Source organism: Clostridium sp. CM038, assembly GCF_055081105.1.
The window spans coordinates 1,128,559-1,151,177 of record NZ_CM143651.1; the positions used below are offsets into that span (position 1 = coordinate 1,128,559).

Below are 22,619 nucleotides of genomic sequence, written 5' to 3' on the forward strand. Positions count from 1 at the left end.
TTATTCCATAATTATCTAGTCTGCTTCTTATAAATTTTGTTGTTCTGTTATAGTTTAAATATTACATGCTACAGGTATTAATCATAATTCATCTATAAATTCAAACAATTCTTCAACTCTTACTTCAAAGACTTTAGCCAAACCTATAGCAAGTTTTAAAGAGGGGTTATATTGCCCTTTTTCTAACCGGATTATAGTTTCTCTTCTTACTCCAACTTTAGCAGCTAATTCATCCTGTTTCATATTGGTTTTTGCTCGATATTCCTTTAATTTAGTTACTAACATTATTTAATTACTCCCCTTCGCTGTCACTTACTGTGCGGTCGAACCATAAAAATAATATACTTTTTGCAGCTATAGCAGCAAATGCAACACATCCAAAAACATTAGCTGGAATTATGACCTCTTTCAATGTCAAGAAATGAAATACTACGAAAGCTACTAACATTAAAATTATTATTATCTTATTTGCTTTATTAATATTTGATTCTACCAGTTCATCTGCTTTTTCATATTCCCCCACAAACACAAACACCGTATAAAAAACGATTTCTGCTAATACTATAATACTAATAGGTCTTTCCATTGGTATTACTGACAAAACTCCCATAATGATGGATAGGCCTGCAATTAAAAAATGTTTTTGTTTTAAGTCTTTCATAAGTTCCCTCCTATATGTGATTAATTTATCACTTCATGTTACAATTAAATCACATATCGAAAGATATATCAATACAAATGTGATTGATTACTCAATTGTAAAGCGATATGCCACTTTGTAAATTGAAATGCTCAATCCTGTAATGATAACTGTCCTGATTTCATTTTGGAAATCTGTACTGCCCGCTTTAGGGTTCCCTATGTCTGTAATGGTTGTGAAACGCTTGGAAAATGCTCTTTATTAAAAAATATATACAATGCGGAGCATGCCCATATGAAAGCTCACGAAGCCATTTCACAGTCCAGAAGTGGATTGTGTGTATCGGAAGATGAAGTAGCCAGACTCAATAAAATAATTTCTCCACTAGTTCAAAACGGTCAATCTGTTCATCAGATATATGTTACGCATGAAGATGAAATTATGTGTAGTGAAAAGACTATTTACAACTACATAGATGCCTGCCTTTTCGATGTGCGAAATATTGATCTTCCGAGAAAAGTCAAGTTCCGCGAAAGGTATAAAAAACCGGAATTCAAGGTAGATAAAGGCTGCCGCATTGGGCGCAACTATAATGACTTTCAGGCATTCCTTGCTAAAAATCAGGATACCACTGTTGTACAGATGGATTCTGTGATTGGAAGTAAGGGTGGCAAATGCCTTTTAACGATTCACTTTGTAGATACCAGCTTGATGTTAGCATTTCTTAGAGATGCAAATACTTCAAAATCAGTAACGGATATTTATGAAACACTTTATGAAACCCTTGGGAAGGAGGTTTTTACAGCCCTTTTCCCTGTAATTCTTACAGACAACGGGAGCGAATTTTCGAATCCAAAGGCAATTGAATATGGTACTGAAAAATTCTCAGGACATCGTACCAATGTATTTTATTGTGATGCTGGAAGTCCCTATCAAAAGGGAGCCATTGAGGTTAACCATGAGATGATTAGGCGGATTCTTCCGAAGGGAAACAGCTTCGATCATCTGACACAGGAAAATATCAGCCTAATGATGAATCACATTGATTCCTATAAAAGAAAAAAACTGAACAACCGTAGCCCATACGAAACGTTCAGCTTTTACCATGGAGAAGAGATTTTACAAAACCTAGGGTGTACACCGGTAGCAGCCAGCGACATCATGTTAAAACCAATTCTTCTCAAAAAATAAAAATATAAAACAGTGCCGCCAGCTATCCATACAATCCTAAAATAGGGGTGGATTCTCCGATTACAAAAAAATCGAGAGTGAGTTGACCTCTATTCGGCATGCATATTTTCTATTATCATACATCAAAAAACCGAAAAATCAAACTGCATTTGGATTACAAATGTGGCTTTTGGGTTTCAAAACTGGCTTTTCAGATACAAAGGTTGCATTTCATTTACAAATATTCAATTGTCAATTACAAACGTTGCATTTCAATTTACGGTAAGTTGTAAAATGAAATGACCATAGAACAAAAAATAAAGACTCAAGAGAAAAAATCTTGTACAATGTTAAGTGACTAAACCAACACAAGTACAGGAGGATTTCAAATGAGTCAATCAAATTTTATCACAGAGAACAAAAAAGGTAAACACCTAACATATGAGGATCGTATAAAGATAGAGACATTATACAAAATGGGGCTAAATTCAAGCTGTATTGCGGAGCAAATAGGTGGACGTTCAGAGCGTACAATAAGGCGTGAAATTGCTAAAGGAATAGTAGAATTATTGAATAGTGATTTAACCACTCGAATGGAATATAGCGCAGAAATTGGGCAGTCAGAACATGACAGACAAGGCACAGCAAAAGGGCCTGCATTGAAAATAGGGAAAGATCACAAATTGGTGAAGTACTTAGAAAAAGCCATTGGTAAATATGGCGAATCTCCGTATGCAGCTATTCAAAATATAACAAATAAAGATCTACAATTCGAAACAACTATTTGCTTCAAAACTGTGTATAACTATTTGGATAATAATTTATTCTTAAACATAAGTAACAAAGATCTGCCTGTTAAAAAGAATGCCAAAAAGAGAAACTATAAAAAAATAAGGCCGGCGTATAACAATACCAAAGGAACAAGTATATCAGAAAGACCTACAGCGGTAGCTGCACGTGATGAGATAGGGCACTGGGAAATGGACACCGTAGTAGGAAAGCAGGGTACGAAGACTGTATTAATGGTATTAAGCGAAAGAGTAACTCGCAAGGAGTTAATCTTTAAAATACCTTCTAAATCACAGGTCGCTGTTGTGAAGGAATTGGACAAATTGGAGCGTAAAATGGGAATGGCATTCTCAAAAACATTTAAAACAATCACCTGTGATAACGGCTGTGAGAACCTTGATTTCGAGGGTATTGAGACCTCAGTAAGGAATAAACGAAAGAGAACTAAAGTATATTATGCCCATCCATATAGTTCATGGGAACGAGGCACAAACGAGAATATCAATAAAATGATACGACGATTTATCCCAAAAGGTGTGGATATTTCAGCATTCTCTAAAAAACAAATTATGCAAATACAGCACTGGATCAACAATTATCCAAGAAGGATTTTTAACGGTCTATCTGCTAATATGATGGAACGGAAAACCATTACAACTTAACATTATATTTTTCTTGAAAATTTCGGACATTTTATATTGCAATCTACAGAGCCTTTCTTCATAGGTGAAAAACGTTGACATATATCCTCCATTCTGCCGCCAACTCTTTTAGGATATGTAATTTTGAATGTTAGTAAAACAAAAGACTGACACATACCAATATTTTTGTATACCGAGATGCAACCTCTTGGCATATATATTTTATTTAAGAATTATACCTCAATTGTAAATAGAACAGGTTGCTTTTAGATTTACAATTGAGTAATGTGATTGATTTACTCTACCATGTATTTTTTTCCTTTCCTTGTTAATACTTTATACTGTTTTCTTTCAAAGTCCTTACCACTTGCTCTATCCTCGAATGTAACTTTATATTCAATGTTATTAGATACAGCATATTGTTCTAGGGCTTCATGTTGCCTGTCTGTGTTTTGTTCCTTGGTGCTAACTCTTATATAAGTATATATATTTTTCATCCTTTACAACTCCCACGAATTATTTACCATGATTTTATTGTAATGGGTACCATAAAACATATCAAACCACATTTGTTTAAATCATTAAAAATCTAGTTGCCTAAAAACTATGAATTTTTAGGAAGAATCATTCTTTACAGATCATATGATAAAAATATCTCACCTTAGTGTAGTTTGGTATCGTTTAAAATGCCTGTCATTACATTTATTACATTTATATACTATTTTTGGCTTAATTAGTGGTAATATCCTATTTGTACAGAAATAAAACATCTTATTCACTAAAACATGTTTGTTATAAAATGAATAGCACTACGCCAATTTTTTATTGAATATCGATGGTTAGAAATAATTCTATACTATTATTATAATTTCCAGTTATCTTTATCATTTTGTAGTTAGTTGAAATACTGGAAATTCATTAAAAACTAAATACAAAATTAATTATTCGAGGAGGAAAACTATGATGAAAGATGTATTAGTATCACCACAAACAAAAGATTTAAATGTAATAACAAATGTTGAAGGTACCAAATTTAAGCAAGCTAACAATGAGGGTTTATATTTAGGAGTGTTCGAAGACGTTAAAATTGCTATTGCCAAAGCAATATATGCACAAAAGGCGTTGACTATTTCTTATAATAAAGAAGATAGAGAACGACTTATAAGAAGTATAAGAAAGGCTACATTGGAAAATAAAGAGATACTCTCAAGAATGATTTTAGAAGAAACAAAAATGGGACGATATGAAGATAAAATATTAAAACATGAATTGGCAGCTAAATATACTCCGGGTACAGAAGATCTAACTACTACAGCTTGGTCTGGAGACCACGGGCTTACCGTAGTAGAGATGTCTCCATATGGGGTCATAGGTGCCATAACACCCTCCACAAATCCAACGGAAACTGTTATTTGCAATAGTATAGGTATGATAGCTGCCGGAAATTCTGTCGTGTTTAATGGACATCCAGGGGCAAAAAAATGTGTTGCATTTGCTGTAGATATGATAAATAGAGCCATCATCTCTTCTGGTGGTCCAGAAAATTTAGTAACTACTGTAGAAAATCCAACTATGGAATCCTTAGGTGTAATTATGAAACACCCATATATAAAACTTTTATGTGGGACTGGAGGACCAGGATTAATAAAAACACTTTTAAATTCAGGTAAAAAAGCTATAGGTGCAGGTTCCGGAAATCCTCCTGTTATAGTAGATGATACTGCCGATATAAAGAAGGCCGCAAAAAGCATCATAGAAGGTTGTTCTTTTGATAACAATTTACCTTGTATTGCAGAAAAAGAAGTGTTTGTTTTTGGAAATGTAGCAAATGATTTAATAAATAATATGATTCAAAACAATTCTGTACTTCTAAATAAAGAGCAAGTATCAAGGTTATTAGATTTAATACTAATAAAGAAAGATGAGAAAAGTTATAATTGCAACAAAAAACTAGAATATGATATAAATAAAAAATGGGTAGGAAAAGATGCAAAATTATTTTTAGATCAAATAGATGTAGAAGTACCTACTAACGTTAAATGTATAATATGCGAGGTAGATACAAATCATCCTTTTGTAATGACAGAGCTTATGATGCCAATACTTCCAATTGTAAGAGTTAAAGATATTGATGAAGCTATAGAGTGTGCAAAAATAGCGGAACAAAACAAACGACATAGTGCATATATATATTCAAAAAATATTGATAATTTAAATAGATTTGAAAAAGAAATAGATACAACTATTTTTGTAAAGAATGCTAAATCCTTTGCTGGAGTAGGTTTTGGTGCAGAAGGATTTACAACATTCACTATTGCTGGACCTACTGGTGAAGGAATAACCTCTGCAAGAAATTTTACAAAACAAAGGAGATGTGTGCTTGCAAACTAACTTTTTAATGAAGCCGGTGCATTTACAAACCATGGCAGGGAGATACAACCATTGATGAAATTAATATTAATTCTGTGACAGAAGCAAATTTAATTATTCCAGATGATATAAAGATTATGGATGTATAAAAATTTATATTTCAAAATATAGTACTTGTAAGAAAATTGTTGATAATAATAAATAAGAAAAGAGAGTGATTATTTTATGTTAGAAAGTGAAATAACTAACCACATTACAACACCACTTACTGCTCCATCATTTCCTAGAGGACCCTATAGATTTCATAACCGTGAATATCTTAATATAGTATACCGTACAAGTGCTGATGCCTTACTAAAAGTTGTACCGGAACCTTTATCTTTAGATTTAGATGAACCTTTAGTTAGAGTTGAAATGATGTATATGCCAGATGTAAGTGGATTAGGTGCTTATACAGAATGTGGCCAGGTTATTCCTGTAAGTTTTAATGGTATAAAAGGTGACTATTTGCATATGATGTATTTAGATAATTATCCAGCTATTGCCGTTGGTAGAGAACTTAGTGCCTACCCTAAAAAACTTGGTTATCCAAAACTATTTGTTGATTCAGATACATTAGTTGGTACATTAGATTACGGAAAATTAAGAGTATTAACTGCTACGATGGGATATAAACACCAATCTTTAGATATAAATGAGGCACGCAATGAAATTTGCCGTCCTAATTTTATGCTAAAAATTATACCTAATTATGATGGAACTCAAAGAGTTTGCGAGCTCATATCTTCACAAATTACGAAGGTTACTATACATGAGGCATGGACTGGTCCTGCAAGATTACAATTATTCGATCATGCTATGGCACCATTTAATGACCTACCTGTAAAAGAAATAGTATCCTGTTCTCATATTCTTACGAACTTGACCCTTCCTACTCCTAAAGTTGTATATGATTATCTAAAAAAATAGTTATAATATATCACTGCATAAAAAGATATCACCAACTGACGAGGCCACTGAAAAACTATATGAAAAATCGTCATCTAATTAAAGATGGCGATTTTTTTATATAAAAGACTAAAAAACAAAAAGGAATTTTAAAAGATATGTCGAATTAGTATAGTAGAATAAAATAAAAGGGGCTAAACTATTATGCTAAAAGGACAATTGGAAATAAAAATAAATACATACCATAGCTTATATTCGTTAATTATTCCGAAAGATAACATTTTAAAGCAAATTAATGACCTTGTTGACTTTTCATTTGTTTATGACGAATTGATGATTAACTATAGTTCATCTATGGGTAGAGGTGCTATTAACCCCATAATGCTATTTAAATATTTACTTTTGAAAGTAATATATGAATTGTCTGATGAAGATGTTGTTGAAAGAACTCTTTATGACATGTCCTTTAAATATTTTCTAAATTTAGCCCCAGAAGAAACAAATTTAATAAACTCAAGTACACTAACTAAATTTAGAAAGCTTCGCCTTAAAGACATGAATTTATTGGATTTATTAATAAACAAGACTGTAGAACTTGCTATAAAAGAGGGAGTTTTAAAAAGTAAAGCAATAATAGTTGATGCTACGCATACCAAGTCACGTTATAACCAAAAGTCAGCAAGCGAGGAATTATTGAAACGTGCAAAAAACTTAAGAAAAACATTGTACGGAGTACATCCTGGTATTAAAGAAGAGTTACCTAATAAAGTTACAACTGGAGTACTTGAAGATATTCTTGAGTACTGCAAATTATTAATTGATACCATAAACGAGAAGCCAGAAACTGCAGCAAATCCAGCTGTGAAAACTAAATTAAACTACTTAATGGAAGCTATTAATGATGACTTAGAAAATCTAAAAATATCAAAAGATGAGGATGCAAAAGTGGGGCATAAAACTGAGGATAGTTCTTTTTTTGGATATAAATCACACCTTGCTATGAGTGAAGAACGTTTAATTACAGCAGCTGTTATTACAACTGGCGAAAAAAGTGATGGAAAGGAGCTCATAACCTTAATAGAAAAAAGCCGTGAGGCTGGTATAGATGTAAATGAAGTAATTGGAGATACAGCTTATTCTGAAAAGAAAAACCTAGAATATACAAAAGAAAATAAAATTGCATTAATTTCAAGACTAAATCCTGTAATTTCACAAGGAATGCGAAAAAAAGAAGATGAATTTGAGTTTAATAAAGATGCTGGTTTATTTGTATGTCCGGCAGGTCATATGGCTATTAAAAAAGCAAAACAGGGAAAGAAGAATGTTGGTAAAAATCAAGTGCTAACCTACTATTTTAATGTAGAAAAGTGTAAAAATTGTGTTCATAAAGATGGGTGTTATAAAGAAGGCGCTAAATCTAAAACTTATTCAGTTTCAATAAAGTCAAATACTCACAAAGATCAAATAGAGTTCGAAAAAAGTGAATATTTTAAAAAACGAGCTAGGGAACGTTATATGATAGAGGCTAAAAACAGTGAACTTAAGCACCAACATAGCTATGATGTAGCAATATCGTCAGGCTTAATTAGTATGCAAATTCAAGGTGCATTATCAATCTTCACTGTGAATCTAAAGAGAATAATTAAGTTGAAAAGCATGAAATAGGGCTTTTAAAACTTAATTATAAAATAAAAAGCATGAGATATCCAAAATATGAATATCTCATGCTTTTTCTATTCAAGCTTGAAAACTCTACTAAATAAAGAGTGCTTTTTTCAGCGGCCTCCCAACTGACAGGTGGTATTTTTTTTGCATTTTTAAATAATAGATTATCAAAAGTATTAATTGTTGTTAATGCACAGTATTTGCAATAATGTTATTAACATTTGTTCTATAAATCAATCTTAGGATATGTGTAGTAATGGAACGAAAATCCCTGTCGTTTCAATTAAATAATTGTTTAGTTCATAAAACGTTTACAGTTAATTTACAGTTAAGCTAACTGTTATTAAACAGTAGATCACGTAGTACTGATCTTGTTAGTATACCTGTTGATTGCTCATAATTCAATCTTTTTAGTTCAGGAGCGGCTTCAAGTCTTTTTCTCCAACTAGTTTTAGCTCGTGCCATTTTGACTAAAATTTTAATATTAGCTTGAGTTCCATTCTTAATTTTATAAGTTATTAATATCTAAACCACCTCGCTCCTCTTTTTTATATTCCTATAGGAAATATTAGTATCATTTATTTGTGGAATGAATTTAAAAGAGCACCTTATAGAGCCTTTATCTAACTTTTATAATAAAATCATATCATAAAACCTGCAATTTTTTTGTAATATTATGTTTTGATTAATGATAACTATTTTGCAAATTTCGCTAATATTATAAATGTAGACTCTTATAAATTGGTACATATGTCAAGGATATTCTAAAAAAAAGGTACTAACAAGCCAAGAGCTAGACACTCCTGATAATTCACATAAGCATCTGGTTATATTTTTAAAGTTATATTTTTCAATAACTTCTTTAATAGTTTTAAAAGCATCACTAGATTTAATTTTGTTATTGACTCTAACGTAATGTAACGTAATAGTTTATTGTATAACTATACTAAAAAGAAAAGAGGTAAAAAAAGTGAAAGTTACAGCAATTAGATCCGATGAAATCTATAAAAAAATGATTTCCTCAAAGCTTGAGCAGCGAGATGACATCTATCGATATGAACTGATGAAACCATTTGAATTTAAGTGGTCATGTATTGGTATTCCAATTAAAGCGGATCAGTCAGGTGGTTACGATGTTGTTATGGCAAGCAGTATGGGTGGTGGATTTTCACCAAGCCAAATTAACAGTGAACGAATTAATGATGTTGAAAAAATCAGTGATGAAAGATTTTGGAGTGATTGTGAGGAGAGTATTACAAAAACGCTTAATGAGTTTGAGGATAATGGTATTTCACTTCCTACAAAAGATTATATCTTTACTGTTTTACTGAATGATCCACTAAACCCAATGTCAAAAATGACTGGTGATTATTGTGGGGATGGGGGAATTCCTGGTTATATCATCGGAACAATTATCCCCAATGAGCAATCGATTAAAATGCTACCTGTCGCGCTTGCCCACGAAGCCAATCATAATGTAAGATGGCAGTTTATGCATTGGAGTAATGGAATTACATTGGGAGATATGATTGTTAGCGAAGGTTTAGCAGAAAACTTTGCCGCCTTTATGTTCGGAGAGGATAAAATCGGTATGTGGGTTAAAAACACAACAGCAGAAACGCTTGCAACTGTTATTAAACCTGCAATTAAGGAGAATTTGAACAATAATGACTTCAATAAACTTTCAGTATTTCTCTATGGCGATGAAATTATGGCCATGCGTGGTGTAAAGCCAGTTGGTATGCCTTATTGCGCAGGATATGCTTGTGGCTATTATCTAATCAAGCATTATCTTAAAAAGACTGGTAAAACAATATTTGAAGCTACAATTACACCAACTGTTTATATTTTAAAGGAAACAGAGGATTTTTGGAATTGAAGATTAATGAAATTGCAAAATTAACTGGAGTTACAGTAAGAACATTGCATTATTATGATGAAATAGGATTGCTTAAACCGAGCCAAATTACTGAAGCATGTTATCGCTTATATGATGAAAATGCCATTGCTGAATTGCAACAGATATTATTTTTCAAAGAGTTGGAATTTTCGCTTAGTGAAATTAAGGATATTATTACAAATCCTACATTCAATAAAACAGAAGCACTAAAAAATCACAAAGAGTTACTTATTAAAAAGCGTGAACGAATTGATAATCTGATAACTCTTGTAGACAATACAATAAAAGGAGAAAATAACATGAGTTTTAAAGAATTTGATATGACAGAAATTGAAAGTGCCAAAAATAAATATGCAAAAGAGGTTAAAGAACGTTGGGGGAAATCTGATGCCTATAGCGAAAGTGAGAAAAAATGTAACAATTATAGTAAAAATCAGTGGCAGGAAATAAACGAGGAATTCAGAGATATTTTAAAAGCCTTCGCTACCAATATGAATAATAAAACTCAAGGCAGCGAAGAGGTTCAAGCACTTGTTAAAGAGTGGCAGAGTTTTATCACAGCAAGATGGTACAACTGTACAAATGAAATTTTGCAGTGCCTTGGTCTTATGTATGCTGGAGATGAACGTTTTAAGAAAAACATTGACCAGAATGGTGAGGGAACAGCAGAATTCCTCTCACAGGCAATTGCGATTTACTGCACAAAATAAGTATAACTTTTAGTTGTAACCGGCAATCATAAAGGGGAAGATTTCGGCAAACTAAAAGGGTGAATTTCTTCCAGTTCAAAAACTAAGGTTGGTGTAGCGAACTATAGAATAATGGATATACGTTTATAAAATTTGTTTCGGGGATGTATGTCTTAATGTGTATTTTATAGGAAAGATTGGCTGGTTTCCTAAAACAATATAAAAATATCGAGAACCATCTGTACCTAAATTAATTTTAGTAGCATTAAATAGTCATCTTTTTTTTCAGCTATAATTTCAAATCCTACAGCCTTATACATTCTCACTGCATAATTGCCTTTGGATACACTCAATGATGTTTGGCTGTATCCTTTTTCCTTCAAGTATTCTATCAGCTTTTTCATCAAAGATGTTCCTATCCCTTGATTTTGATATTCTTTTATCAGCGAAATAGAAAACTCTGGCGTTTTATCATCTATGTTCCCATAGCCTTTTATTTCACCTGCTAAAATCCCAACCCATACAGCACCAATTATAATACCTTCAACATCTGCCACTAAGCAGTGATCGTCCTTCTTTTTAAGAAAATCATCGATGTATACACTAATTTCAGGTATAACGTACCTAACAATATAAACGCTATTAAATGTGTTCATCACGAGTTATCCAGGGTTAAAAATAAAGAATTTCTTAAAATTTTATTTAAAAAATGTGATGTAGCTCAATTAGATGTAGCGAAAATTTTCGAGAACCTCATTATAGAGGAATCTTTTGATATTAAATTTACTGATGATAGAACTTCTGTAAATTGCTACTTAGAAAAAGTGGACAATCATCCTATAAACTTTACTTTAGAAAGCAGCTCTAATGTAATTCCCATGAAAACAGAAAATATAGAAGACCAAGATAATAATGATTTTCTGAAAAAGGAAGAAATTCAGGAGCCACGTGAATTCATAATTAACAAGGATATTAGTAGGGGCTTACAAGGCCCTTATAAGGGGCTACCAAGTAATAGAATAAGAAGTAATAAAGAAGAATAAATAAAGAACAAGAATTAATAAATAAAGAAGAAGAAGAAGCAGTAACTAAAGAAGAAGCAATAGTCATAAAATATAGAAATAATTCTGCTGCTGCTGATGGTGAGGGCTTAAAAAGTGTACTTAAGGTATTTGAAGAAAATGTACATGCTATCACGCCTTTGGTGTATGAAAAAATATTAGATTTTGCAAAGCATGTAAGTAGCAAAGTTATCATTATGGCTATTGATGAGTCTGTAGAATATAATGCTAAAACTATAAAGTACATCACTAAAGTACTCAATAGCTGGATAAGTAAAGGCATAAAAACTTCTGAGCAGGTAAAATTCTATCAAAAACAGTGGGCGAGTAAAAAGAGTGGCAGCTCAAGCCCTAATGTGAAAAATGGTGGCTTCTGCGACTATGATCAAAGGACATATGATTTCGATCTTCTAGAAAAACAGCTATTAGGACAAGTATACTGATTAGTTATCTTTGGATATTCCCTTAATAACGAATTTTATATTCCAGAGATATGGGTTCAAAGAAATAGTATTAATTATATGGTGAAAGGTTATTGGAAATGAATTTTCAGTTTTTGTTGTTAACAATATATCCAGCAATGTTATTGAAATTTTAGGATATATTGTTATAATAAAGTAATAGTTTGTTGGTTAATTCGCTTGTTTATAGACATAAATAACTTATCAAAGGTGAATTTCAAATGATAATAAACTTGGAGGAATGAAATCATGAATGTAGATACCTATAAAAATTTACTGGATGAAGTGGGCTCAGGAAATAATGCTGTTATTATTACAATGTTGGATAACAAAAATTGTGGAAATAAACCATCTCAGAACAAAACACTTTTTACAAAGGAAGGTCTGAATTCCCATAATCGAATATCTGATTTAGATGAATTACTTTACCAAAAGGCAAACTATGCAATAGAAACTGGAATTCTTCAGTTTGTTAAAATTAGTGAAAGTGAAGCTTATTTAATTGAACCATATTTTCCAGAACCACGCTTGATAGTTTTAGGTGGTGGACATATAGCTAAGCCCTTAGCTGAATTTGGTTCAAAAGTAGGTTTTTCAGTTACAGTTATCGATGACAGACCATCATTTGCTAATAGTGAACGATTTCCTACTGCTAAAAAAGTGATTTGTGAGAGTTTCGAGAACTGTTTCGACTTAATTAGTTTAAACAATTCTGCCTATGTTGTTATTGTAACTAGAGGTCATAGGCATGATATGGATTGTCTCAGACAAGTTTTAAAACATGATACTGCATATGTTGGAATGATTGGTTCAAAACGGCGAGTTAAAAGCGTCATGGAGCAAATGGTAAATGAAGGATATACTCAAGAGAAGTTAAACAAAGTCAATGCCCCTATAGGTCTTGAGATAGGAGCAGTAACACCAGAAGAGATAGCGTTTTCTATTATATCTCAGGTCATCAGTTATAGACGACTCGGTGATATAACCAATAGTATTAATAGGCATACGAAAAGTAATTGGCCGGAATTTGACAATGAAGTGTTGATGGAATTGTGCAAAGAAGAAAATTCTCCAAAGGCAATCATTACAATCATTTCTACGAAAGGTTCAGTTCCAAGAAATGCAGGAGCTAAAATGCTTGTATGGCCTTATGGTAAGATTTTAGGGAGTATCGGCGGAGGGTGTAGCGAAGGCACGATAATTAATGACGCCCGTAACTTACTCGGAAATGGTGGGTATCAAATTCAAAGCATAGATATGACAGGCGCCATCGCTGAAGATGAAGGGATGGTATGTGGAGGAATCATGGAGGTAATAATAGAGTCTTTTTAAACATCACGAGTACGGTTGTATTTATTTTTGGTTAAATAAAATATACTTGTCCATATCTAAAGTTTACAATTAAAATAATTACAAAAGCTATAAGTCTTAATCTTATTCTTGGTTTTTTATTAGGCCTGCAAATAATTTTGTGTAAACAGGATAAAAAGCACTTTTTCTTGGCAATAATTGAGATAAGCTAATTATCAAAGATTGCAAGGAGGAGTATTTTTATGTCAAACATTTAGAAAGATATTTTAAGGGATTATATCAACGAGTAAAAGTTTACAAGTCCAAATGAGGTTTTAACTGCTATGAAAAGTATGTTTAGAGACGTTCTTCAGGAGACATTAGAAGCAGAAATGGATTCGCAACTTAGATATGATAAATATGATATATCCGAAAAACAAACTCCAAACAGTAGAAATGGTGAATTTGAGCCTAAAATATTGCCTAAGTATCAAAGAAATATAACTGGTATCGAAGATAAAATAATGGCGCTCTATGCAGCTGGAATGACTACAAGGGACATATCAGAGCAAGTGAAAAATCTATATGAGGTTGAGATATCTGCTGAAATGGTTTCGAATATAACAAACAGAATTATGCCTGTAGTTACAGAGTGGCAAAATAGGCCACTTGAAAAAACGTACTCTTTTATTTTTATGGATGCAATTCACTACAAAGTACGTGACGACAAGCATATCATAATCAAGGCAGCCTACGTTGTTTTAGGTGTAAATATGGATGGCGAAAAAGAGGTGCTTGGTATTTGGATAGGAGCAAATGAAAGCAGTAAGTTCTGGCTTTCAGTGCTTAATGACCTTAGAAACAGAGGCCTTAAGAACGTTTTGGTGTTCTGTGTCGATGGCTTAAGTGGCTTCAAGGAAGCAATAGGCGCGGTATATCCTTTTGCAAAGATACAACGATGCATAATTCATCAATTAAGAGCAAGTATGAAATATATACCACATAAAGACAAGGAGGCATTTGCTAAAGATTTGAAAGCCGTTTATGGCTCAGTAAATGAAGATTTTGCACTAGAAAATTCAAATTTTGCTAAAGAAAAATGGGGTAGTAAATATCCAAATGCAATAAAAAGTTGGGAAGATAATTGGGATAATCTCATAACTTTCTTTGTATTTCCAGATTATATTCGTAGAATTATATATACCACAAATGCTATAGAGAGTCTTAACAGTCAATTTAGAAAAGTTACGAAGACAAAGCTTATATTCCCGAACGATGATAGTCTTATGAAGATGCTATATTTGGCAACTGAAAAGGTAAGTAAGAAATGGACTAGAGTATATGCAAATTGGGACCTTGTTATCAGCCAGCTCAATATATTATTTAGTGAGATCCTAAATGAAGGAGCGTAGCTTTGGGACTCCGTCCCCCAAACCCCTAAGAGTTATAGCTTGAATTTTCCCGTTAAACAAGCAAAACGGACTACCCAGAGGCAATCCGTTCATGTATGATTCATCAATAACGACTCAAATCACTTTCAATACTACCCTAACCTAATATTTAGAGAGTATATTAATAACTAAAAATGGAAATAATATACTGAAAAGTAATTACAAAGTAACAACATTTATCAACTATACTAACATTTTTTCATAATTAAATTATTTTGCTTAAAGGAAGAGAATACACAAAATAATTTACACCCTCCAATATGATTTTCATTATGTTGTATGTTCTTGATTGTTTATTTATATCTAAAATTTAAAAAGTTAATTAAACTTTGGATATTTTATTAAACACTTTCTCCTTATGCCACTTAATATACGGAATTTGTTCTACTCTTAACTTTAAATTTATACTTTCATTAATATTCAATAATTTAAATTGAGATGTCTCTATTCTTTTAGATATTATAATATTACCATCAATGTTAAACGTTATTAAACCTTTATCAAATAATGAATCATGCCCTGCGCATAATAACATACCATTATTAACATCTAATCGTTCTATGTTATTACTCTCCTTCCAAGGTTTACAATGACTTGCTATAAATAATTCTTTTATTGTAAGATTACATATCGCACATACACATGAATTTTTTAATAACTTATTTTTAAATAGTCCTTGTCCAACTCTTATCTTAATTATTGCTTCTCTTTCTGTTTCATCCTTAAATTTATTAAGTAAATTATTAATACTGTCTATGTTATCTTTTTCCTCTTGTGATAAACCTTTATTGGTATTAATGTTATGCCTTTTATAATCTGTGGGGTATTCCGGATCATAAATTTTATCTATTTCGTCTAAAATAAGATTTATCTCATCATTAGTTTTAAAAACTAAATTTTTTCTGTTACAGAATTCTTCGTATAACTGGTAGTTATATTTCATATCACATAAATTTGAATAAGCTTTGCATCTTTTGTTATATCTCATCGCGACCTTTAAAAAGTCCTTATAGGTTAGACTCCCATTTCTGTCTTTTATATGTTTTATATAGAAGAACATACCAGATTCCTTTAATGAGTCTGCAGTTACATGTACTCCCAATGTCTGTTTTGCTGTAAGTCTTAATGTAGATGAAATTGTGTTTTTTTTTCTCTATAATCTGCTTTTAGGGACTCTTTTACATTATCGAAGACCCTTTCATAAGAAAGACTATCAGTAACCCTATAACCTTTAATTTTTGCCCACTTTATATATCTATCATAAGTACTCATGCCTTGATCACACGATGATTTTGATACAGTTTTAAATAGTTTAAGTAATGTTTCTTTTAATTGGTCATCTGTAAAATTGAAAAACTCATTTTTATTTTTAGGTTGTCTTTCGTACATAATAAGCTCATTTAAAAAATGTTTAGATTGAATTCTACTTGCGTCTTTATTAGAAGCATATTATTCTTTAATAAAAGCTTGTTTATAAGCTATCACTATTTTTATCCCCCTAAATTAAATCTTTATTGTAATTATATACTTTAAAATGTAATTAATTCATATTAGGGTGATTAAGTACTATCAAACTGCTTGGAAATTTATGAAAGGTAAGTTAAAATAATAATACTAAATATTTATTATTGTATTATAAAGATATAAACCATGCATAAAAGTAGTGTATATTCTCAATTAGACACCTTTTATGCAGTTAAATAGAGCCTTATTGCATATGGAAAAAGTATGAATGAGGGTATATGCTAGATATAGGTACATAACAAATGACGTGAAATTAAGCTTTCACGACATTTGTATTTTTCCTTATTATATTAAGAGTTATTAAGTAATTTATCAATAACATTATCTTTACCAATAACCCATACAATATAATTTAATTATGTTGTATGGGTTATTGGTAGTTTTAAAAAATGATATTCCATATATATTTTTATTTCACCTTAATAATACGTTCCAGTGTTAAAAAAGTGTATGATGTTGTTTTATCATCATTGATGTACCCAGTTTCTTCTTCTCTACTATTCCACTCTAAATAGTTTAGTTTAGGGAAAAAAATATCAGCATTATATTTCTTATGTACTTTTGTTAAATGTATTTTATTACAATAAGGCAATAATAACTTGTAAATCTTTCCGCCACCTATAACAAAGTATTCTTTACTGTCTTCCATAAATGCAAATAACTCTTCCTTAGAATTTAAAATAGTAACTCTTTCATCATTTATAACAAAATCTTTATTTTGTGTAATAACAATATGATGTCTACCAGGAAGGATACCAGGAAGTGACTCAAAATTCTTTCTTCCCATTATAATAGTATTTCCACCTGTGATTTGCTTGAACCTTTTTAAGTCTTTTGAAAAATGCCAAAGTAAATTGTTATTTTTACCTATAGCAAAATCCTCTCCAATTGCAACAATACATGTAAGCATTATACCGCCACACTCCCCATATTTATTTTCCCAAGGTGTTTATAATCTATAAGTTTAATATCTTCTGGTGTAAAGTTATAGAAGTTTTTAATATCTGGAATTCTTCTTCTAAATCAAATTGCATAATTTGATGAGGTAGTTTGTAAGTTGCAACTCCAGTACGGTTTTAGTCATGATATCCTCTTTTCAAAATCTTCTCACCCATTTTAAGATATTGTCTATCCATTTCATTTAACATAATTCATCTTTAGTGAGAGGGTATTCAACAATTACCCAAACCCACTAAATATTCACTTCCTTCCTATATCCCGTGTACAAAGCACTAATAGTTAGCTGCCCATATTATACAAATACAACATAGCATTCTATAAATGTGTTTTAAATATTATATCATGAATAGCCGCATATGAGTTTACCACAAGGGATATTTTGTATAACTCATACACTGAATTGCATAAAAAGCCACATAAAGAATAAAGTACAAATGACGTGAAAGTCTATTTTCACGTCATTCGGGTACAGCCGACATACGTGGTGCGTCCCGACAGGGCGTATATTCTAGCAGGTGGGAATCCTGTCAAGGTAAGATTTAGCAAATCGCTTTGTATCGAGTCTTAGAGATGTTGCGGTAACGTAACATTTTAAGGGTAGACAGAAAGTTAGCGAGGTAGAATTGACTGGGTGGTAACCCAGCAGTGAATGGTATTGAGCTTCGAAAAATCGGTCAATGATGTGGCAGAAACGTTCACGTACGTGGAAAGCAACATTTATTTGTGCGTTAAAGCGAGTGCAAATAAACGCATCCGTAGTCAGAGGCCCTACCTAGCTAAACATTGAGAATATACGGAAACTCGGGGAGATCCTACTTGGTCTTTTCAAATGAAAAGTATGCAGTACAAACTGAAGAAGTAAGGAACGCAAATGCCAGTAGGAAGTCGGATACTTTCATAGTACTGAAGATAACGGGTAATTCCGGAGGAAGGAGAGTAACATATGGAACTGCTTAAAAGAGAAACACTGCCCGGACTTAGAACTGGAATAACAGTGAGAACAAAACTTGTAAGCATAGCACAAGTAGCTCGCAGAAACAAAGAAGCAAAATTCTGTTCATTGGCTTATTTAATGAACAAGAATACTTTAAAAGAATCATTCAATAGACTGAATGGCTCGGCCTCTGCGGGTATAGATAAGGAAACTAAAGAAAGTTATAAGAAAAACCTAGATGAAAATTTGAATAATTTGGTAATCAAATTAAAGAAAGGTTCTTTCAGACCTCAACCAGTAAAACGTTTATATATCACCAAAGTAGGTAGTAATAAAATGAGACCACTTGGTATACCTATACTAGAAGATAAAATAGTACAAGGTGCTTTAGTTATTATTTTGCAGAGCATTTACGAAGAGGACTTTCTACCAATATCATTTGGTTTCAGACCAGATAAAAGTTGTCATGATGCACTAAAGAATTTAAGTGATGATATAAGTGGTTTCTTTGACCATGTTAACAATTAATGGATGATGAAATTTCTCAAACTTAGAATAAGTGATAGTAAGATACTTGCTTTGATTAAAAGATTTTTAAAAGCAGGCACAATGGAAAAAGGTAATTTTAAAGAAACAACAGAAGGTGTTCCGCAGGGCGGTAGCTTGTCTCCACTTTTGACAAATATATACTTGAATTACACTTTTGACCTGATAGTGTAACCTGTTTTCAATATGAAAATGATGCAAAAAGGTATTATGAAGAACTAAAAGGTAGACTAGCAAAATTCGGATTAAGTATAGCAGAAGAAAAGACTAAAACTATAGAATTTGGACGCTATGCTAAAGAACGATTAAACCGAAGAGGAATAAAGAAACCGGAAACCTTTGATTTTCTTGGATTTACACACTATTGCAGTAAAAGTAGAAATGGCCTTCCAATAGTTGAAAATTAATAATTCTTAATAAAACCTCACAACTATTAAAACCGAATAATCCTTTAAAACACCGTATTATTCAAATTTGAATTTACGGTGTTTTGCGTCGCATTTCAAAAACATTCTGAACAAACTTTATTACAAAATATCTACTTATAGTAGATTTAGCTAAAGTCTTTTTTCCTAAATCGTTACATTTAGGGGGCTGTGTTTTTTCTTAACGTACGAAATATCAATTTTGCGTATGCTACCACTAATTACCTATATTTATATTTCAAAACATGTACTATCCATTTGACATCTGTCAGAAATAAATAAGATGTACTTATGAAACATAAAAACAACGAATAAGGACTATTTCAAAAAGTGTACTTTGTGAAATAGTCCTTATTCCCCCTTTTGGAGGGGATGGGCAAAAACACCCATAAACTAATATATAGCCATGTGTTGGATATTGATTCCAGCATGTGGCATACGGCAACCATTCATGTAAAAATGGGCCACTTCCCATGTTATGAAATAAATTCAAGTTTTTTATTGGATTATTATTAATGATCTTTGTAAAATTCGCTCTAAATAATAGTAACATATCGTATATAATGGTATTATTTACTTGAAAGTTAATTCGTAATCATAGATTAAAGCTAAGTAAAAATTATATAATCTAATTATTGGAGGGTGACATATGGAGTGGACAAAAAAAATCGCACAAAAACACATATATATTTTTTCATTTATAGTTGCATTAATCGCTATAGTGCTTCTGTATATTTGTAACTTTTGGATATTCAAATCGGCTAATGGGTCGAACTATGACTTGAACCGTATCCTTGCTTATGTAGCACCATTAATTTTTGTTTTGGTTGTTTGTTTATTTTTAGGAAATATTACTATTATTGAATTTCATAAAAAAGGCATTGTCACAGGTGTCTTGTTTGGATGGCTTATTATTGCTGATGGTGTATATGGGTTTGTGTCATCATATGTTAGTTTTGATAAAAGCAGCATTTCCTTTCCGAGTATGCAAAAAATAATCTTCTTTACCTTAGGAATGCTTTTGGTAGGTATACTTGAAGAAGCACTCTGCCGAGGGGTTATACTAAATAATATGCTAAATAAATGGGGCCACACTAAAACTGGTATAATAAAATCAGTAATATTATCTTCACTAATTTTTGGATTGCTTCATTTAGTAAATTTAATTGTATCTCCAACTCTTATTATGGCAACCGTAAGCCAGGTAATATATTGCTTTTTACAAGGTATTTTGTATGCTTGTATTTATCTTAGATGTAAAAATCTATGGGGGGTTATTATTCTTCATGCTCTATATGACGGACTTGGGTTTGCATCAGATATTTATCATACAGCGGCTGCTTCTGTAGCACCAGTTGATATTTCTGTTGTATCAGGGTTAACTACTGATATGCTATATATACCTTTTGCTTTACTCGGTTTTTTCTTACTTAGAAAAATATTTGTTGAAGATATGTTTCAGTCTGTAACAAATATATAATCAATATAATTGAAAGTGAAAGTTATTTCGGATTCTTCATATATGTCGACATACTGCCCCCCACATCATTAGATGTAGGGTAATTATGTTAAAAATGTAATATCTTCAAACAGCGTGAAAGGCATCTTTCACGTCATTTGTGTTTTTCAATCCATAATATATACGTGTTTTTTATAGTATAATTAACTATATATTTATGCCGTATTAGTAAAAAAACTGCATAGTATAGATAATTTATACCGATATAGGTAGAAATATGGTAATTTGAGAGGAGGAATTTATATTAATATGGCCCTTTGGATTGCAATAGGTGCTACTTTTTTATCCTTTTTTGTTGTTATCAACGAAAAAGATAAAAAGAAATAATTTCAATTTATTATTTGGTTAATTCGTAATCTTCTTATCTTGCGACACAACTGCATTTTATTGCGGTGCAAGATAAAAAGGGGAGTGAGTAATGTTCTGGTTAGTAATTCGATTTGTGCTTTGTTTTTTGACTATTCCTGTGTTCATGATAATCTCAATAAAATTTGGATGGAGCAGAGCATTATGGACTGCTTTGGAACAAATACCATAGAAGTCATTAATACTTTGATTGAACAAGTTTTGATAAAAAAGTTATTGTTTCAATGTTTTTTGATGTATTTATACTTGTTGTGGTATTCTTTGCAACCACATACTTACTTGATAATAAGATAATTCTAAAACGATTTTTTTCATATAACTAACACTAATTTTAGGGGGGTATATTATGATTAATGAAGTATTAAAAATTGAAAAACTAAAAAAAGTAATTGGTAAACGTACAATCGTTTCAGATATTTCCATTGAACTTAAAAAAGGAGAAATATTCGGTTTTCTAGGACCTAATGGTGCTGGAAAATCTACTACTATTAAGATGATTGTTGGATTATCCAAAATTACTGAGGGAAATATTTATGTAGATGGATGCTCAGTAAAAGAAGATTTCAAAGGGGCAATGCGTAACATTGGGTGCATAGTTGAAAATCCGGATATGTATACTTATATGTCTGGACTCGATAATCTCAAACTATTCGCTAAAATATATAAAGAAGTAGATGAGATTCGAATCAATGAAGTTGTGAAAATTGTGGATTTAGAGCGGGCAATAAATGATAAAGTAAAAACTTACTCTCTAGGTATGAAGCAGCGCCTAGGTATTGCTCAGGCATTACTTCATAGTCCAAAACTTCTTATACTTGATGAGCCTACAAATGGTCTTGACCCAGCAGGAATCAAGGATCTGCGGGAGCTACTTCGAAAGCTTTCATCAGAAACTGGTCTTACTGTGCTTGTATCTAGTCATATATTAGGTGAAATGCAGCAGATGTGCGACCGTGTTGGGATAATTAATAAGGGGAAAATTATAACGGTAAAATCCATTGAAGAACTCCTTAACATGTCGCAGAATGGTGATAAAACTATTCTGAGATTAGAATCTGATAATAATAAAAAGGCAGCTTCGCTTCTAACAAGCGTTAATATAAATAACAGTATCTTAGAAGGTGGATTACATATTGAAACAACCAAAAATCGTGTTCCAGAAGTAGTTACAACCTTAACTTCTGCAGGCATAGCTATTTTCGCTATGGATAGACAAGTAGTTCAATCACTTGAAGATGTATTTATGAAACTTACAGGGGAGGTAAAATAA

The 22,619-nt window shown here is 31.8% G+C and carries 19 protein-coding genes and 3 pseudogenes; 14 read left to right on the forward strand and 8 right to left on the reverse strand.

The annotated features are described in order from the left end of the window. Positions 1-81: 81 nt before the first annotated feature. On the reverse strand, positions 82-285 hold the full coding sequence (locus ACWJKS_RS05085) for a helix-turn-helix transcriptional regulator (RefSeq protein ID WP_253198308.1): 204 nt from the start codon (positions 283-285) through the stop codon (positions 82-84). A gap of 7 nt (positions 286-292) precedes the next feature. Further along, entirely contained in the window at positions 293-661 is a 369-nt protein-coding gene (locus ACWJKS_RS05090; RefSeq protein ID WP_216304521.1) for a hypothetical protein, read from the reverse strand. A gap of 135 nt (positions 662-796) precedes the next feature. On the opposite strand from ACWJKS_RS05090, the pseudogene ACWJKS_RS05095 reads away from it, so the two are divergent. Both ACWJKS_RS05095 and ACWJKS_RS05100 read left to right on the forward strand, forming a co-directional pair. Then, positions 797-1,831 (forward strand): annotated as a pseudogene (locus ACWJKS_RS05095) (IS30 family transposase); the annotation flags it as partial. Positions 1,832-2,199: 368 nt separating this feature from the next. After that, positions 2,200-3,261 carry an IS30 family transposase gene (locus ACWJKS_RS05100; protein WP_224578950.1) on the forward strand — a complete coding sequence of 354 codons (1,062 nt, stop codon included), beginning with the start codon at positions 2,200-2,202 and terminating at the stop codon, positions 3,259-3,261. A gap of 275 nt (positions 3,262-3,536) precedes the next feature. On the opposite strand, the gene ACWJKS_RS05105 is transcribed toward ACWJKS_RS05100, so the two are convergent. Next, positions 3,537-3,737 (reverse strand): recombinase family protein, encoded by a 201-nt coding sequence (locus ACWJKS_RS05105; protein ID WP_462960598.1) that lies wholly within the window; start codon positions 3,735-3,737, stop codon positions 3,537-3,539. 463 nt (positions 3,738-4,200) lie between these two features. On the opposite strand from ACWJKS_RS05105, the gene ACWJKS_RS05110 reads away from it, so the two are divergent. The 5 genes from ACWJKS_RS05110 to ACWJKS_RS05130 all read left to right on the forward strand — a co-directional run bounded on the left by ACWJKS_RS05110 (position 4,201) and on the right by ACWJKS_RS05130 (position 10,833). Beyond that, positions 4,201-5,631 carry an aldehyde dehydrogenase family protein gene (locus ACWJKS_RS05110; RefSeq protein WP_462960599.1) on the forward strand — a complete coding sequence of 477 codons (1,431 nt, stop codon included), beginning with the start codon at positions 4,201-4,203 and terminating at the stop codon, positions 5,629-5,631. Positions 5,632-5,835: 204 nt separating this feature from the next. Further along, entirely contained in the window at positions 5,836-6,579 is a 744-nt protein-coding gene (gene adc / locus ACWJKS_RS05115; protein WP_462954131.1) for an acetoacetate decarboxylase, read from the forward strand. 183 nt (positions 6,580-6,762) lie between these two features. Continuing rightward, positions 6,763-8,223 (forward strand): IS1182 family transposase, encoded by a 1,461-nt coding sequence (locus ACWJKS_RS05120; protein ID WP_462952569.1) that lies wholly within the window; start codon positions 6,763-6,765, stop codon positions 8,221-8,223. 970 nt (positions 8,224-9,193) lie between these two features. After that, entirely contained in the window at positions 9,194-10,102 is a 909-nt protein-coding gene (locus ACWJKS_RS05125; RefSeq protein ID WP_462960600.1) for a DUF2268 domain-containing putative Zn-dependent protease, read from the forward strand. Then, positions 10,099-10,833: a MerR family transcriptional regulator gene (locus tag ACWJKS_RS05130; RefSeq protein WP_462960601.1), complete on the forward strand. Its 735-nt coding sequence runs from the start codon at positions 10,099-10,101 to the stop codon at positions 10,831-10,833. Before ACWJKS_RS05125 ends, ACWJKS_RS05130 begins: the two co-directional genes overlap by 4 nt. Positions 10,834-11,057: 224 nt before the next feature. Here ACWJKS_RS05130 and ACWJKS_RS05135 read toward each other — a convergent pair whose 3' ends face one another. Then, positions 11,058-11,369, reverse strand: a complete 312-nt coding sequence (locus tag ACWJKS_RS05135) for an N-acetyltransferase family protein (RefSeq protein WP_462960602.1) — start codon at positions 11,367-11,369, stop codon at positions 11,058-11,060. Between the two features lie 6 nt (positions 11,370-11,375). Between ACWJKS_RS05135 and ACWJKS_RS05140 the strand changes: the two genes are divergently transcribed. From ACWJKS_RS05140 to ACWJKS_RS05155, 4 genes and pseudogenes are all read left to right on the forward strand, one after another. Continuing rightward, positions 11,376-11,855, forward strand: a complete 480-nt coding sequence (locus tag ACWJKS_RS05140) for a hypothetical protein (RefSeq protein ID WP_462960603.1) — start codon at positions 11,376-11,378, stop codon at positions 11,853-11,855. Positions 11,856-11,920: 65 nt separating this feature from the next. Then, a complete protein-coding gene (locus tag ACWJKS_RS05145; RefSeq protein WP_462961048.1) occupies positions 11,921-12,316 on the forward strand; it encodes a DnaD domain-containing protein in 396 nt (131 codons plus the stop codon). A 267-nt stretch (positions 12,317-12,583) separates the two neighbouring features. Further along, positions 12,584-13,666, forward strand: a complete 1,083-nt coding sequence (locus ACWJKS_RS05150) for an XdhC family protein (RefSeq protein WP_462960604.1) — start codon at positions 12,584-12,586, stop codon at positions 13,664-13,666. Between the two features lie 242 nt (positions 13,667-13,908). Beyond that, positions 13,909-15,036, forward strand: a pseudogene (locus tag ACWJKS_RS05155) (IS256 family transposase). Between the two features lie 361 nt (positions 15,037-15,397). Here ACWJKS_RS05155 and ACWJKS_RS05160 read toward each other — a convergent pair. The 4 genes and pseudogenes from ACWJKS_RS05160 to ACWJKS_RS05175 form a co-directional block, all read right to left on the reverse strand. Next, on the reverse strand, positions 15,398-16,177 hold the full coding sequence (locus ACWJKS_RS05160; RefSeq protein WP_462960605.1) for an HNH endonuclease: 780 nt from the start codon (positions 16,175-16,177) through the stop codon (positions 15,398-15,400). Between the two features lie 20 nt (positions 16,178-16,197). Next, positions 16,198-16,464, reverse strand: a complete 267-nt coding sequence (locus ACWJKS_RS05165; RefSeq protein ID WP_462960606.1) for a hypothetical protein — start codon at positions 16,462-16,464, stop codon at positions 16,198-16,200. Between the two features lie 544 nt (positions 16,465-17,008). Continuing rightward, entirely contained in the window at positions 17,009-17,509 is a 501-nt protein-coding gene (locus tag ACWJKS_RS05170) for a dihydrofolate reductase (protein WP_216304398.1), read from the reverse strand. Between the two features lie 82 nt (positions 17,510-17,591). Then, positions 17,592-17,735: pseudogene (locus ACWJKS_RS05175) on the reverse strand (thymidylate synthase); the annotation flags it as partial. Positions 17,736-18,502: 767 nt separating this feature from the next. On the opposite strand from ACWJKS_RS05175, the gene ACWJKS_RS05180 reads away from it, so the two are divergent. The 3 genes from ACWJKS_RS05180 to ACWJKS_RS05190 all read left to right on the forward strand — a co-directional run bounded on the left by ACWJKS_RS05180 (position 18,503) and on the right by ACWJKS_RS05190 (position 22,619). After that, positions 18,503-19,021 (forward strand): RNA-directed DNA polymerase, encoded by a 519-nt coding sequence (locus ACWJKS_RS05180; RefSeq protein WP_462960607.1) that lies wholly within the window; start codon positions 18,503-18,505, stop codon positions 19,019-19,021. Positions 19,022-20,113: 1,092 nt separating this feature from the next. Further along, positions 20,114-20,944, forward strand: coding sequence for a lysostaphin resistance A-like protein (locus tag ACWJKS_RS05185; protein WP_462960608.1), 831 nt, complete (start codon positions 20,114-20,116; stop codon positions 20,942-20,944). Positions 20,945-21,695: 751 nt separating this feature from the next. Then, positions 21,696-22,619: an ABC transporter ATP-binding protein gene (locus ACWJKS_RS05190; RefSeq protein WP_462960609.1), complete on the forward strand. Its 924-nt coding sequence runs from the start codon at positions 21,696-21,698 to the stop codon at positions 22,617-22,619.

What these genes read in the sequence shown, in the direction of transcription:
- adc (WP_462954131.1), top strand. Translation starts at nt 5,836, where the DNA reads ATGTTAGAAAGTGAAATAACTAACCACATTACAACACCACTTACTGCT.
- ACWJKS_RS05090 (WP_216304521.1), bottom strand. Translation starts at nt 661, where the DNA reads ATGAAAGACTTAAAACAAAAACATTTTTTAATTGCAGGCCTATCCATC.
- ACWJKS_RS05170 (WP_216304398.1), bottom strand. Translation starts at nt 17,509, where the DNA reads ATGCTTACATGTATTGTTGCAATTGGAGAGGATTTTGCTATAGGTAAA.
- ACWJKS_RS05105 (WP_462960598.1), bottom strand. Translation starts at nt 3,737, where the DNA reads ATGAAAAATATATATACTTATATAAGAGTTAGCACCAAGGAACAAAAC.
- ACWJKS_RS05120 (WP_462952569.1), top strand. Translation starts at nt 6,763, where the DNA reads ATGCTAAAAGGACAATTGGAAATAAAAATAAATACATACCATAGCTTA.
- ACWJKS_RS05185 (WP_462960608.1), top strand. Translation starts at nt 20,114, where the DNA reads ATGGAGTGGACAAAAAAAATCGCACAAAAACACATATATATTTTTTCA.
- ACWJKS_RS05110 (WP_462960599.1), top strand. Translation starts at nt 4,201, where the DNA reads ATGATGAAAGATGTATTAGTATCACCACAAACAAAAGATTTAAATGTA.
- ACWJKS_RS05100 (WP_224578950.1), top strand. Translation starts at nt 2,200, where the DNA reads ATGAGTCAATCAAATTTTATCACAGAGAACAAAAAAGGTAAACACCTA.
- ACWJKS_RS05085 (WP_253198308.1), bottom strand. Translation starts at nt 285, where the DNA reads ATGTTAGTAACTAAATTAAAGGAATATCGAGCAAAAACCAATATGAAA.
- ACWJKS_RS05180 (WP_462960607.1), top strand. Translation starts at nt 18,503, where the DNA reads ATGGAACTGCTTAAAAGAGAAACACTGCCCGGACTTAGAACTGGAATA.
- ACWJKS_RS05165 (WP_462960606.1), bottom strand. Translation starts at nt 16,464, where the DNA reads ATGTACGAAAGACAACCTAAAAATAAAAATGAGTTTTTCAATTTTACA.
- ACWJKS_RS05150 (WP_462960604.1), top strand. Translation starts at nt 12,584, where the DNA reads ATGAATGTAGATACCTATAAAAATTTACTGGATGAAGTGGGCTCAGGA.
- ACWJKS_RS05190 (WP_462960609.1), top strand. Translation starts at nt 21,696, where the DNA reads ATGATTAATGAAGTATTAAAAATTGAAAAACTAAAAAAAGTAATTGGT.